We start from the raw sequence: 13,061 nt of genomic DNA, 5'->3' as shown, positions 1-13,061 counted from the left end.
GCATTCGTGACACGCTGCGGTCGAACCGACTGCATGAAGACACACGGCCCGATGCACACCGAAAAACAGAAAATGCTCGCAGGCGAGCTGTACAACGCTGCCGATGAAGCGTTGCAGGCCGATCAGGCGGCCGCTGCCGAGTGGATGGCGCGTTACAACGCAGCTGGCCTGCAGACGGCTGAGCAGCGGCACGCGCTCTTGTGCGAGCGGTTGGCCGAGGTGGGCGCGGGCGCGGTGATCCGCCCGCCATTTCATTGCGACTACGGCTACAACATCCGTCTGGGTGCCGGTGTCTTTCTCAATTTCAATTGTGTGATTCTGGATATTTGCGAGGTCAGCATTGGCGCTGGCACGCAGATCGGCCCTGGCGTCCAGCTTTACGCTGCCGACCATCCACGCGATGCGGCCGGCCGTGCCAGCGGTCTGGAATTTGGACGCCCGATTCGCATTGGGTGCAACGTGTGGATTGGTGGCGGCGCGATCATCCTGCCGAGCGTGAGCATTGGCGACGATGCGTTGATCGGCGCAGGCGCGGTGGTCACCCGCGATGTCCCCGCAGGTGCCACGGCAGTGGGCAATCCGGCGCGTGTGCGCGAGATGCGGCCTGATCCGGATGCCGCAGCGACGGATTGAGCGCAGTGAAAGACGCGTTGCGTGCGATGTGATCGATCGTGCATGCAGTGCACGTAGGAGCAAAAACACCATGAGTCGCCACGCCAGCAATTGCAGCATTGATCCACATCAAGGCAGCCATCACCCGCACCTGTCATCGTAAATCCGGCACCAGCCAACGGCAGCACTGCCACCCTTGCAGGAGGTCACCATGTACAAACGTATTCTCATCGCCATCGATGCATCCGAGCTGTCGCATCGCGGCTTGTTTCAGGGACTGGAATTGGCCAAGGCGACCGGTGCCAAGGTCGACATCGTCACCGTGTCCGAGCCGTGGGCGATGGGCATGTACGACGCGATGGGCTGGAGCGTGGGGTACGAGGCGAGCCCGGAATATCGCGCCGAGCGCGAAGCCGCTGCCGAAAAGATTCTGCGTCCTGCACTGGAGCTGGCGATAGCTGCAAACATCAAGGCCACCTCGCGGCATGTGCTGGACCGCTTCGCCGCCGAGGGCATCGTGCAGATCGCAGAGGAATGCAGAAGCGATCTCATCATCATGACCTCGCATGGGCGACGTGGCGTGCGCCGCATGCTGCTCGGCAGCCAGACCGTGGAAGTGCTCACGCACAGCACGATTCCGGTGCTGGTGATTCGTTGAGGCCGATATTAAGTTGTTGATGAGCAGGCATGCAGACGTCCCATCGGGTTGTCACACGTAGCAGCGCACCCGGGCGCGATGGAGCGTTCCCGGTAAGGCCAGTCGCGCCCAGGTGCGCTCCTACGTAGTGTTTATAGTCTCCGGTGTGCACGAGGCAGACAAGAACACGATGAATGGACGTGCAGTCTGATGCATGCACGCTTTTGTAGGAGCGCCCCTGGGCGCGATGGGGCGTCCCGGTGAAGCCCGTCGCGCCCAGGTGCGCTCCTACGCAACCCACCGTGCTTAGCCCTTTATCGGCTCCGTCTGCGCCGCAAAGCGTGGTGCCGGTCGGGCGAGCCGGCGCAATGCTTCGGCGTGCACCAGCGGGGAGCCATGGGTGGGTGTGACCGCGCCGCTGCGGATCGATGCGTACTCGGGTTGTGCGTCCTGGCCAAGCTCGCGCATGAAGCGCCACATCGGCATGTAGTGGCCGCGGCGCGGCGCCGGTGCGTGCGGCGTGGCGCGGCATTGGCGGCGCCACTGCATCGGCGGCATGCCGAAGCGCTGCTGGAAGGCGCGCTGGAACTGCCGCTCCGAGGCAAACCCCATTTCGTACAGCAACCAGGTGAGGCTGCACTCCGGATACGCCTGCAGATAGCGGTGCGCGGTGCACAGGCGCTGCTCGCGGATATAACTGGCGACGCCGCCACGCGACTGGAACAGCCGATACAACGACGCCCGCGACAGCGCGAACGCCTGTTGCAACGACTCGGTGCCGAGCTCGGCCTCACTGATGTGCTGCTCGATATAGGCCAGCAGATCGATCATCAGCGGCGCATGCGCCTGCATGGTCGAGGACGCTTGCGGCGCGATGGCGCTGTAGTAGCTGATGCTCATGCGGTACTGCCTGCGGCCCACTCCCCGGGGCCTGTCCTTTGATCAACCGAAAAAAGCATCGCCAACCCATCACGCCTCTTTCACGAAGTCGGCCGCGCATCACGCATCGGCATGATTGAGACGATTTGTCGGGTGAGCGCGCAGGGCCATTCCTAGACTCGCCGCAACGCTGAAGAGCGTCATCGCACGGCCTGTCGCTTTGGTCCGCGTGGTGCGGCAGTTGCGGGGAAGCCCGCAGCACCGGCGTCGCACGCAGGCTCCAGGCGATCGGCCGGGCCGGCGATATCCAGGCCACAAGGCAGCGCACGTGCCCCGCACGTTGGCGCAACGGGCAAGCTCAATCGGAGATCAGGCATGGCCAGCAGTCAGAAGTTCATCGCCCGCAATCGGGCGCCACGCGTGCAGATCGAATACGACGTAGAGGTCTACGGCGCGCAGAAGAAAGTGCAGATTCCGTTCGTGATGGGAGTGATGTCGGACCTGTCCGGTGCCAACGCCGGCGAACTGCCTTCGCTGGACGAGCGCAAAGCATTGGAGATCGACGTCGACAACTTCGATAGCCGCCTGCAGTCGATGCGCCCGCGTGCGCAGTTCAAGGTGCCCAACACGCTCACCGGCGAAGGCGAGCTGGCGGTGGACATCACCTTCGAAAGCATGGACGACTTTTCCCCGGCCGCCATCGCGCGCAAGGTCGCGCCGCTGGCCAAGTTGCTCGAAGCACGCACGCAGTTGGCTAACCTGGACACCTATATGGACGGCAAGGCCGGCGCCGAGCAGCTGATTGCCAATGCCATCCGCGACCCGGCGTTGCTGCAGTCCCTGGTGTCGGCGGCCAAGCCTGCCTCCGAGCCGGAAGGAGCCTGACGCCATGTCCGCCACCGAAGCCGCACTGGCCAGCAGCAGTACCGACACCAGCGAGCAGGGCGATTTTGCCGCGCTGCTCAATCGCGAGTTCCGCCCCAAGAGCGAACGCGCCAAGGAAGAAGTGGAAGCGGCGGTACGCACGCTCGCCGAGCAGGTGCTCAACCGCAGCGATGTGGTCAGCGAAGACGTCTCGCAAACCATCAAGGCTTATATCGCCGAGATCGACCGCACGCTCACCGAACAGCTCAACCAGATCCTGCATCACGCCGATCTGCAGCAGCTCGAAGGTGCCTGGCGCGGCCTGCATTACCTGGTCAACAACACCGAGACCGATCAGCAGCTCAAGATCCGCGTGCTGAACATCAGCAAGAAGGAACTGGGCAAGGTGCTCAAGCGCTACAAGGGCACCGCGTGGGATCAGAGCCCCATCTTCAAGAAGGTCTACGAGCAGGAATACGGCCAGCTCGGCGGCGAGCCGTATGGCTGCCTGGTCGGCGATTACTACTTCGACCAGAGCCCGCCGGATGTGGAGCTGCTCAACGGTATTGCACAGGTTGCTGCGGCTGCGCACGCGCCATTCATTGCCGCGGCCGCGCCCAAGTTGATGGGCATGGACAACTGGAACGAGCTGTCCAACCCGCGCGATCTGGCCAAGATCTTTTCCACGCCCGATTACGCCGCATGGCGCTCGCTGCGCGAGTCGGAAGACTCCAAGTACATCGGTCTGGCGATGCCGCGCACGCTGTCGCGCCTGCCGTATGGTGCGGCCACCAGCCCGGTGGATGAATTCGATTTCGAAGAAGAGACCGCCGGTGCCGATTCCAATAAATACACCTGGCAAAACGCTGCCTATGCGATGGCGGTGAACATCAACCGCTCGTTCAAGCAGTATGGCTGGTGCTCGCGGATTCGCGGCATCGAATCCGGCGGGGCGGTGGAAGGGCTGCCGACGCATACCTTCCCCACCGACGACGGTGGCGTGGACATGAAGTGCCCCACCGAAGTGGCGATCACCGACCGCCGGTCGGCCGAGCTGGACAAGATGGGCCTGATGCCGCTGGTGCATCGCAAGAACTCTGACATGGCCGCCTTCATCAGCGCGCAGTCCTTGAACAAGCCCGACGAATACGACGACCCGGATGCCACCGCCAATGCCGCATTGGGCGCGCGCCTGCCGTACATGTTTGCGTGCTGCCGCTTTGCGCATTACCTCAAGTGCATCGTGCGCGACAAGATTGGTAGCTTCAGCAGCCGCGAGCAGATGCAGAGCTGGCTGGGCAAGTGGATCTTGAATTACGTCGACGGCGATCCGGCCAACTCGAGCGAAGAGTACAAGGCCAGCCATCCGCTGGCCGCCGCCGAAGTGGTGGTGGAGGAAGTGGAAGGTGCTCCGGGCTACTACACCTCCAAGTTCTTCCTGAAGCCGCATTACCAACTGGAAGGTTTGACCGTCTCATTGCGTTTGGTTTCCCGGTTGCCGTCTCAGGCCAAGGCCTGAGCCCAGCCACGATCCGTCGATCCTGTCGGGATCGTCCCATTCAGTCCGATATCTCAAGGAGTAATTCATGGCGTTCGACATGCATATCAAGTTCAAGGGCGGTAGTGTGGCCATCGAAGGCAGCTCCGGCCACTCCAAACACAAGGGTGAGATTCCCGTACTCGCCTGGTCCTGGGGGGCCAGCAACTCTGGCGATCTTCATAGCGCTGGTGGCTCGTCCGGTGGTGGCAAGGCAAATGTGCAGGATATTTCGCTCACGAAATACGTGGACAAGAGTTCGAATGCTTTGCTGCAGGCCGCTTGTACCGGCGCGCGTCTGGAGGAAGCATGGCTTTACGTGACCAACGCCACGGGCGAGCAGACCGATTATGTGACGTTGCATTTATCCAATGGCGTACTTGTTACTTCCGTATCGACGGGTGGCTCTGGCGGTGAGGATCGGCTGACCGAGAACATCACCCTGCACTTCGGTAAATTTCAATACAGCTTCCAGCCGCAAAAGCCTGACGGCTCTGCTGACGGCGCTGCAAAGCCGTTTGTGTACGACATGCAGCAGGTTGCCAAGGGCGCCTAACTGACGCAGCAAACAGCGAGCACGCTTGCAGCGTAGCCGTACGCCGCTGCACACGTGTTCCTGCGGTGCCGTACGCCGGCACCGCTACCTTCTTCGATAAGGACGCGCGCGATGGATGCTACCGCACAGAACTTGCTTGCCCGCGGCGAGCCGGCGCAGGCGTTGCAGCAATTGGTGCAGCAGGTGCGTCGGCAACCGGCCGATGCTGCGCAGCGCGTATTTCTGTTTCAGCTGCTGGCCGTCCTGGGCCAGTGGTCGCGTGCGGCCGACCAGCTACGCGCCTGCCTGGAGCTGGATGGCGGCAGTGCGCCGATGGTGCACACCTACCAGCGCGTGTTGCAGGCAGAACAGATGCGCGCGGCGGTATTTGCCGGCGACTGCCTGCCTACCGTGATCGGCGCACCCGATGCCTGGATGGCGCTGCACCTGCAGGCCTTGCAGTTATCGCTGCGCGGCAATGCAGCGCAGGCGGCCGAACTGCGCGAGCAGGCGTTTGCGCAGGCCCCGGCCATCGGCGGCACGCTGGATGGCGTGCGGTTCGAGTGGCTGGCCGATGCGGATGCACGCTTCGGCCCATGCATCGAACTGATTCTGGACACCGGCTATGCGTGGGCACCGCTGCATCAGGTGCAGCAGCTGCGCTTCGAAGCGCCCAGCGATCTACGCGATACCGTGTGGGCGCCGGTAAGCGTGTTGTGGCGCAATGGCGGCCAGGCGTTTGCGTACATGCCGGTGCGCTATCCCGGCAGCGAACACCTGGATGCGGGCGAGCTGCAGCTGGCGCGTCGCACCGAATGGACCGACGGTGCACAGGGCGAAATCGGCCTGGGCCAACGCATGCTCAGCACCGAGTCGCGCGAGGTTGCGCTGCTCGAGGTGCGCGAGCTGCAGTTCGACGCGTCCTGATCGCCATGGCCGAGCTCACCACCACCGAACGCTTGCAGCCCTCGCTGCTGGACCGGCTCACCGATGCCGCGCCCAGCCAACGCGAAGAGAGCCGCGATCAACGCGTGATTTCGGCAACGCGCCTGCGCGAATGCGTGATCCGCGATCTGTCGTGGCTGTTGAATGCAGTGAATCTGGAAACCAGCCGGCCGCTGGACGCGCATCCGCAGATCCGTCGCTCGGTGCTCAACTTCGGCATCCCCGATCTGGCCGGCGCAGCCGTGGCCGGCATCGATGCGGCCGCGCTGCAGCAGCGCATTCGCGACGCCATCCTCGCCTTCGAACCACGCCTGATCGCCGACACATTGCGCGTCAGCGTGCACGCCGACGCTGCACGCATGGACAAGCGCTCTCTGCTGTTCACCATCCAATCGGAGATGTGGGCGCAGCCGCTGCCGCTGAACCTGTATCTGAAGACCGCGCTGGACCTGGAAACCGGGCGGCTTGAAGTGATGGAGGGCCACGGCTAATCCCATGGACCCGCGCCTGCTCCCGTACTACACCCGCGAATTGCAGCACGTGCGCGACATGGGCGCCGAGTTTGCGCGCGAGTACCCCAAGATTGCCGGGCGGCTGGGGCTGGATGCGTTCGAATGCGCCGACCCGTATGTGGAGCGGCTGCTCGAAGGGTTCGCGTTTCTGGCCGCGCGTGTGCAGCTCAAGCTGGATGCGCAGTACCCGGTCTTCACCCAGCACTTGCTGGAAATGGTCTACCCGCATTATCTGGCGCCACTACCATCGATGGCAGTGGTGCAGTTGCAGCCGGATCTGAAAGACAGCGGCTTGAGCGCCGGTGTCGACGTGCCGCGGCATAGCGCGCTGCGCAGCCTGATCGGCGCCGGTGAGCGCACCGCCTGCGAATTTCGCACCGCGCATGCGGTGACGCTGTGGCCGCTGCAGTTGGCCGAGGCCAAGTATCTGGAATCGCCGGCTGCGCTGGCGGCGGCGGGTATCGCATTGCCCGCCGGTCGCAGCGTGCGCGCCGGCATCCGATTGCGCTTCGAGCTGGTGGGCGGTGCGCAGACCCAAGGCCTGGCATTGGATCGGCTGCCGCTGTTCCTTGCCGGCGCCGATGGCCTGCCCAAGCGTCTGTACGAACAACTGCATGCCGACACCAGCGCCGTCCTGGTACGTGGCAGCGATGCGCAGGGCGCGACCGTGCAGACGCTGCAAGGCGCCGATGCGTTGCAGATGCGCGGGTACGCCGACGAAGACAGCTTGATCCCGTACGACGGTCGCTCGTTCAGTGGCTACCGGTTGCTGCAGGAATACTTCGCCTGCCCGGAGCGCTTTCTGTTCGTAGAACTCACCGGTCTGCGCACTGCATTGCGTCGCCTGCACGGCACCAGTTTCGAGGTGGTGATCTTGCTGGAACGCAGCGTGCCCAGCCTGGCGGCCGCAGTGAGCGCCGAACACTTCAAGCTGTTCTGTACGCCGGCGATCAATCTGTTCGAACGCCGCGCCGACCGCATCCATCTGCAGACCGGCCAGCACGAGTATCACGTGCTGGCCGATCGCACCCGGCCGATGGATTTCGAGATCCATCATCTGGGCGAGGTGGAAGGCTTCGGCGACCGCCAGGAACCGGAACAACGCTTCACCGCATTCTATGGCGGCGACGCACGCACCTGGCATGCGCGGCATGGCGCGTTCTACACCATGCGCCGCGAGCCACGCCTGCTGTCGGCGCGGCAACGCCGCGATGGGGCGCGCTCCAGTTATGTGGGCAGCGAGGTGTTCGTCAGCCTGGTCGACGCAAACGATCAGGCGCATGCCAGCAACTTGCGTCAGCTCGGGCTGCAGTTGTGGTGCAGCAATCGCGACCTGCCGTTGCACATGCCGGTGGGCAAGGGCACCACCGACTTCAGCATGGACAGCGGTGTGCCGGTGCGCAGCGTGCGCTGCGTGGCCGGGCCGACCAAGCCGCGCCCGGCCGTGTCCGACGGACAAACCGCGTGGCGCCTGCTCAGTCAATTGCAGCTCAATTATCTGTCGCTGTTCGAAGATGGCCCCAACGGTGCGGCGGCGCTGCGCGAGATCCTCACCCTGTATTGCGACCCGTTCGATGCCTCGGCACAGCGGCAGATCGAAGGGGTCAAGCAGGTCACCGGCACGCCGATCGTGCGACGCATTCCGGTGCCGGGCCCGATCACATTCGGCCGTGGTCTGGAGATCACGCTCACTTGCGAAGACGCCGCCTTCGAAGGCACCGGCGCGTTTCTGCTGACCTCGGTGCTGCGGCACTTCTTTGCGCGCTATGTCTCGGTGAATTCCTTTACTGAAACCGTGCTGCGCACCACCGAACGCAACGAGGTGGCCCGATGGCCCGCCCAGCCCGGCTCCCGACCGCGCCTGTAAGCGCCGGTGCTGCCGCGCTGGAACAGGCGCTGCAGACCCGGCCCCAGGACTTCACCCCGTTTGCGGCGCTGCGCGCGATCGAGCGTTGCCATCCGTTGCAGCCGCGCCTGGGCGAATCCGCCCGTGCGGTGGACGACGTGGTACGCCTGCGGCACACCCCATCGCTGGCATTCGCGCCGCACGCACTGGACCGCTACACACCGGCGCACGACGCGCAACCGGCGGCGCTGTACGGGCTGTTTCTTGGCCTGTTCGGCCCCAACGCGCCGTTGCCGCTACACCTGACCGAATACGCCATCGAGCGTGCGCTGCAAGCCAAGGATGGCACCTTCGCTGCATTTGCCGATGTGTTCCATCACCGCATGCTCAGCCTGTTCTATCGCGCCTGGGCGCAGGCGCAGCCCACCGTGCAGGCCGAGCGACCGGCCAGCGATCAGTTCCGTGCGTGGCTGGATGCGCTGGTCGGTATCGCCAGCCCGCATCTGCGCAAGCGCGATGCATTGCCCGACGATGCGCGCCGCTATCACGCCGGCCGGTTTGGCGCTGCCACGCGCACACCGGAAGGCTTGCGCGCCGTGCTGCAGCAGCTGTTCGACTGGCCGGTGCAGGTGCAGGAATTCATTGCCGAATGGATGCGGCTCCCCGCCGATGCGCAGTTGCAATTGGGCCTTGGCCCACGCAATGCGCGGCTCGGTGTGGACAGCGTGGTCGGTGCGCAGGTGCGTGGTGCGCAACAGCGTGTGCGGATTCGGCTGGGGCCGCTGCCGCGCATCGCGTTTCAACGCTTCCTGCCCGGTGGCCACGCGCTACGCCAACTTACCGCGGCGGTACGCAGCTATCTGGGCGACGAATTCGGCTGGGAGCTGCAGCTGCTGCTCCAGGCCGACGAAGTCCCCACCCCGCACCTGGCACGCAATAGCCGCTTGGGCCTGGATACCTGGCTCGGCCGGCGCGCCTGGAGCGTTGCCGACGCCGACGAGGTGCTGCTCCGCCCCTCCGGCTGATCGCACCGCTACCACTGCCGCTCACACACACGCTCACACGCAACGTACCGACTTCGAAGGACGCATCATGGCCGAGATCTCCCGCAGTGCCCTGTTCGGCAAGCTCAATCCACTGGCCTATCGCGGCATCGAAAGTGCCACGGTGTTCTGCAAGCTGCGCGGTAACCCGTATGTGGAGTTGGTGCACTGGCTGCATCAGCTGCTGCAGCTGCAGGACTCGGACCTGCACCGCATCATCAAGCACTTCCAACTCAATCCTTCCACGCTGGCGCGCGATGTCACCGCCGCGCTGGACGGACTGCCGCGCGGCTCCACCGCCGTCACCGATCTATCGGCCAATGTCGAAGAAGCCGTGGAGCGTGGTTGGGTGTATGCCTCGCTCAGCTTCGGCGAGGCGCAGGTGCGCACCGGTTACCTGGTCGTCGGCATCTTGAGCGTGCGCGGTCTACGCAACGCGCTGCTGACGATCTCCAAGGAGTTTGACAAGCTCAAGCCCGCCGTGCTCAACGAGCACTTCGCGCAGATCGTGGCCGGCTCGCCGGAAGATGGACTGCTGCCCAGCGATGGGTTTTCGCTCGGTCACAGTGCGGCGCCGGGCGAAGCCAGCGGTGCCATCGCCCCGGCCGCGATGGGCAAGCAGGAAGCGCTGAAGAAATTCACCAGCGATCTCACCGCGCAAGCGCGCGAGGGCAAGCTGGACCCGATCATCGGCCGCGACGACGAGATTCGCCAGGTGGTGGACATCCTGATGCGTCGCCGCCAGAACAACCCCATCCTGGTCGGCGAGGCTGGCGTGGGCAAGACCGCGGTGGTGGAAGGCTTCGCGCAGCGCATCGCACGCGGCGACGTGCCGCCCGCATTGAAGGACGTGCAACTGCGCACGCTGGATGTGGGCCTGTTGCAGGCCGGCGCCAGCATGAAGGGCGAGTTCGAGCAGCGCCTGCGCGCGGTCATCGACGAAGTGCAGGCCAGCCCCAAGCCGATCATCCTGTTCGTGGATGAAACCCACACCTTGGTCGGCGCCGGTGGCGCGGCCGGCACCGGCGATGCCGCCAACCTGCTCAAGCCGGCACTGGCGCGCGGCACCTTGCGCACCGTGGGCGCGACGACCTTTGCCGAATACAAGAAGTACATCGAAAAAGACCCGGCGCTGAGCCGACGATTCCAGGCCGTGCAGGTGGACGAGCCGGACGAGGCCAAGGCCGTGCGCATGATGCGCGGCGTCGCTTCAATGATGGAGCAGCACCACAGCGTGCAGATCCTTGACGAGGCGCTGGAGGCGGCGGTCAAGCTCAGCCACCGCTATATCCCCGCGCGCCAGTTGCCGGATAAATCGGTGAGCCTGCTCGACACCGCGTGCGCGCGCGTTGCAGTGAGCCTGCATGCCACGCCAGCGGAAGTGGACGACAGCCGCCGCCGCATCGAATCGCTGGATACCGAACACGCCATCATCGAACGCGAGCGTGCGATCGGCATCGTGGTGGATGAGCGCGCGGCTGCGTGTGCCGGCTTGCTCGATGGCGAGCGTCGCCGCTTGCATGACCTGGAACAGCGCTGGGTGTCCGAGAAAACACTGGTCGATGAACTGTTGTCGCTACGCGCACAACTACGCAGCGGCAACGCCCCGGTCGAAGGCACCGGCAGTGCGTTGGAAGCCGAGGCAGAACAGGATGCCTCCGGCGATACCGCCGTGCTCGACGCACCGGTGCAAGTGGATCGCGACACGCTACTGGCGCGCCTGCAACTGGTGCAGGCCGAACTGGCCGCGTTGCAAGGCGAATCGCCGCTGATCCTGCCCACCGTCGATTATCAAGCCGTCGCCGCCGTGGTCGCCGACTGGACCGGCATCCCGGTCGGGCGCATGGCGCGCAACGAGATCGATACCGTCCTGCGCTTGCCGGAGTTACTGGCCAAACGCGTGATCGGCCAGGACCACGCCATGGAGATGATCGCCAAGCGTATCCAGACCAGCCGCGCCGGCCTGGACAACCCGGACAAACCGATCGGCGTGTTCCTGCTGGCCGGCACCTCCGGCGTCGGCAAGACCGAAACCGCACTCGCCCTGGCAGAGACGCTGTACGGCGGCGAACAAAACCTGATCACCATCAACATGAGCGAGTACCAGGAAGCGCACACCGTCTCCTCGCTCAAGGGCGCACCGCCCGGCTACGTTGGCTATGGCGAAGGTGGCGTGCTCACCGAAGCGGTGCGCCGTAAACCGTATTCGGTGGTGCTGCTGGACGAAGTGGAAAAAGCGCACCCGGACGTGCACGAACTGTTCTTCCAGGTCTTCGACAAAGGCTGGATGGAAGACGGCGAAGGCCGCCGCATCGACTTCCGCAACACCTTGATCATCCTTACCAGCAACGCTGGCACCGACCTCATCGCCAGCCTGTGCAAGGACCCGGAACTGATGCCGGATCCCGAAGGCATGGCCAAGGCCTTGCGCGAGCCATTATTGAAAGTATTTCCGCCGGCATTGCTCGGGCGCTTGGTCGCGATTCCGTACTACCCGCTGAGCAACGACATGCTCGGCCAGATCGTGCGGTTGCAGTTGAATCGCATCAAGAGGCGCATCGAGGCGCGCTACAAGATTCTGTTTGAGTACGACGACTCGGTGGTGGAGCTGGTGGTGAGTCGATGCACCGAGAGTGAGTCCGGTGGGCGGATGATTGATGCGATTTTGACCAACTCGATGTTGCCGGAAATTTCACAGGTATTTCTTGCCCGACTGAGCGAGAGCGAGGTGATTAACCAAGCGAGCGTCGGAGTGAGAGATGGTGCATTTCATTACGATTATTGATCATTTTTCTAGTGAAATACTGAAAATGCACCTCATGCATTTGCAGTACGCGAAGCTGACGTAAATAGAAAAAGGAGAATAATATGTTTGTAGGTCGATACGAAGGATTTACGCAGGAGCAGCAATTAGTAATAGGTTCCGCCTGTAACCGGATGCAGCAGCGTGCCGACCGCTCGTTGGATGACGGGACGCCGATTGCCGCATGGTTTGGCGCTGCAGATCGCAACCAAGTACTTCTCAAATTACGGATGATGTCCAATGTTATTGGCGACGCTGGCAGGACGGTTACCTTCGTGAATCGAACGGGTGGGCAGCTTGGGGTGACGTATACAGATGTCTATACGAAAAGTCTCAACCCGGTCGGGCATGGGATACCACTCGCCGGATCCGGAATCGTCGCCTACGTCTTTCCAGTGGATCGTCGCTATGGCGAGATCGGACCGCAATCGACAGTGTCACATGTAGGAAGCGGTATGCGCATCTATATCAACGATGTCTTCTTCGACATCGATCCCGTCATGCAGTCCGCTACGATTTATCACGAAATTACTCACAAAGTACTAGCAACAAATGATCACTGCTACGGTGCCGCAAGCTGTCGACTGCTGGCGACTCAGAATCCGGGAAATGCAATCGATAACGCCGACAATTTTGCTCTCTATCTTGCAAATTGCTGAAGGAAACAAAGGAAGCAAAGGGGCGGATGTAATTAGGCTGCATAAAAAATTGCTGTAGTTGTGGACTCGATATGTGCCCTGTGTGTTCAGCAGTTGAATGTCGCGAATGTAATGGGATGACCGACATTTGTATCCCGGTTCTGCCCCGTCATTTTAAGTCGATTCTAGGATTTCATCACGAAATACGAG

Annotated in this window: 11 protein-coding genes and 1 pseudogene; 11 read left to right on the top strand and 1 reads right to left on the bottom strand. The window is 63.2% G+C overall.

The window, feature by feature from the left end; all coding sequences use genetic code 11:
- The first annotated feature begins 51 nt into the window (after positions 1-51).
- Together ACCQ06_RS21950 and ACCQ06_RS21945 are read left to right on the top strand one after the other, a co-directional pair.
- On the top strand, positions 52-633 hold the full coding sequence (locus ACCQ06_RS21950; protein WP_228323771.1) for a sugar O-acetyltransferase: 582 nt from the start codon (positions 52-54) through the stop codon (positions 631-633).
- A 190-nt stretch (positions 634-823) separates the two neighbouring features.
- The gene (locus ACCQ06_RS21945; protein ID WP_228323742.1) at positions 824-1,270 is read left to right on the top strand and encodes a universal stress protein; all 447 of its coding nucleotides are present in this window, start codon (positions 824-826) and stop codon (positions 1,268-1,270) included.
- A gap of 285 nt (positions 1,271-1,555) precedes the next feature.
- Here ACCQ06_RS21945 and tagK read toward each other — a convergent pair.
- Positions 1,556-2,214 (bottom strand): annotated as a pseudogene (gene tagK / locus ACCQ06_RS21940) (transcriptional regulator TagK).
- Between the two features lie 289 nt (positions 2,215-2,503).
- On the opposite strand from tagK, the gene tssB reads away from it, so the two are divergent.
- The 9 genes from tssB (at position 2,504) to ACCQ06_RS21895 (ending at position 12,872) form a co-directional block, all read left to right on the top strand.
- A complete protein-coding gene (gene tssB, locus ACCQ06_RS21935; RefSeq protein ID WP_008572540.1) occupies positions 2,504-3,013 on the top strand; it encodes a type VI secretion system contractile sheath small subunit in 510 nt (169 codons plus the stop codon).
- 4 nt (positions 3,014-3,017) lie between these two features.
- On the top strand, positions 3,018-4,511 hold the full coding sequence (gene tssC / locus ACCQ06_RS21930; RefSeq protein ID WP_104615128.1) for a type VI secretion system contractile sheath large subunit: 1,494 nt from the start codon (positions 3,018-3,020) through the stop codon (positions 4,509-4,511).
- Positions 4,512-4,578: 67 nt separating this feature from the next.
- On the top strand, positions 4,579-5,085 hold the full coding sequence (locus tag ACCQ06_RS21925) for an Hcp family type VI secretion system effector (protein ID WP_316689320.1): 507 nt from the start codon (positions 4,579-4,581) through the stop codon (positions 5,083-5,085).
- A 111-nt stretch (positions 5,086-5,196) separates the two neighbouring features.
- The gene (locus tag ACCQ06_RS21920; protein ID WP_316689319.1) at positions 5,197-5,991 is read left to right on the top strand and encodes a type VI secretion system accessory protein TagJ; all 795 of its coding nucleotides are present in this window, start codon (positions 5,197-5,199) and stop codon (positions 5,989-5,991) included.
- Positions 5,992-5,996: 5 nt separating this feature from the next.
- On the top strand, positions 5,997-6,500 hold the full coding sequence (tssE, locus tag ACCQ06_RS21915; protein WP_115514269.1) for a type VI secretion system baseplate subunit TssE: 504 nt from the start codon (positions 5,997-5,999) through the stop codon (positions 6,498-6,500).
- A 4-nt stretch (positions 6,501-6,504) separates the two neighbouring features.
- Positions 6,505-8,388 (top strand): type VI secretion system baseplate subunit TssF, encoded by a 1,884-nt coding sequence (tssF, locus tag ACCQ06_RS21910; RefSeq protein WP_316689318.1) that lies wholly within the window; start codon positions 6,505-6,507, stop codon positions 8,386-8,388.
- Positions 8,352-9,392 (top strand): type VI secretion system baseplate subunit TssG, encoded by a 1,041-nt coding sequence (gene tssG, locus ACCQ06_RS21905; protein ID WP_104615123.1) that lies wholly within the window; start codon positions 8,352-8,354, stop codon positions 9,390-9,392. Before tssF ends, tssG begins: the two co-directional genes overlap by 37 nt.
- Before the next feature lie 67 nt (positions 9,393-9,459).
- Complete coding sequence (tssH, locus tag ACCQ06_RS21900) at positions 9,460-12,195, top strand: type VI secretion system ATPase TssH (RefSeq protein WP_228323746.1); 2,736 nt, start codon at positions 9,460-9,462, stop codon at positions 12,193-12,195.
- An 83-nt stretch (positions 12,196-12,278) separates the two neighbouring features.
- A complete protein-coding gene (locus tag ACCQ06_RS21895; protein WP_228323747.1) occupies positions 12,279-12,872 on the top strand; it encodes a M35 family metallo-endopeptidase in 594 nt (197 codons plus the stop codon).
- Positions 12,873-13,061: the final 189 nt, after the last annotated feature.

Origin of the sequence: Xanthomonas sp. NCPPB 4467 (assembly GCF_041475665.2) — a bacterium.
GTDB lineage: Bacteria > Pseudomonadota > Gammaproteobacteria > Xanthomonadales > Xanthomonadaceae > Xanthomonas > Xanthomonas dyei.
This window is presented reverse-complemented; position numbering and strand designations above follow the sequence as displayed.

Bases quoted from the DNA above. Each gene is read 5' to 3' on its own strand.
- ACCQ06_RS21895 (WP_228323747.1), top strand. From the start codon at position 12,279: ATGTTTGTAGGTCGATACGAAGGATTTACGCAGGAGCAGCAATTAGTA.
- tssG (WP_104615123.1), top strand. From the start codon at position 8,352: ATGGCCCGCCCAGCCCGGCTCCCGACCGCGCCTGTAAGCGCCGGTGCT.
- ACCQ06_RS21950 (WP_228323771.1), top strand. From the start codon at position 52: ATGCACACCGAAAAACAGAAAATGCTCGCAGGCGAGCTGTACAACGCT.
- ACCQ06_RS21925 (WP_316689320.1), top strand. From the start codon at position 4,579: ATGGCGTTCGACATGCATATCAAGTTCAAGGGCGGTAGTGTGGCCATC.
- tssF (WP_316689318.1), top strand. From the start codon at position 6,505: ATGGACCCGCGCCTGCTCCCGTACTACACCCGCGAATTGCAGCACGTG.
- tssH (WP_228323746.1), top strand. From the start codon at position 9,460: ATGGCCGAGATCTCCCGCAGTGCCCTGTTCGGCAAGCTCAATCCACTG.
- tssE (WP_115514269.1), top strand. From the start codon at position 5,997: ATGGCCGAGCTCACCACCACCGAACGCTTGCAGCCCTCGCTGCTGGAC.
- ACCQ06_RS21945 (WP_228323742.1), top strand. From the start codon at position 824: ATGTACAAACGTATTCTCATCGCCATCGATGCATCCGAGCTGTCGCAT.
- tssC (WP_104615128.1), top strand. From the start codon at position 3,018: ATGTCCGCCACCGAAGCCGCACTGGCCAGCAGCAGTACCGACACCAGC.
- ACCQ06_RS21920 (WP_316689319.1), top strand. From the start codon at position 5,197: ATGGATGCTACCGCACAGAACTTGCTTGCCCGCGGCGAGCCGGCGCAG.
- tssB (WP_008572540.1), top strand. From the start codon at position 2,504: ATGGCCAGCAGTCAGAAGTTCATCGCCCGCAATCGGGCGCCACGCGTG.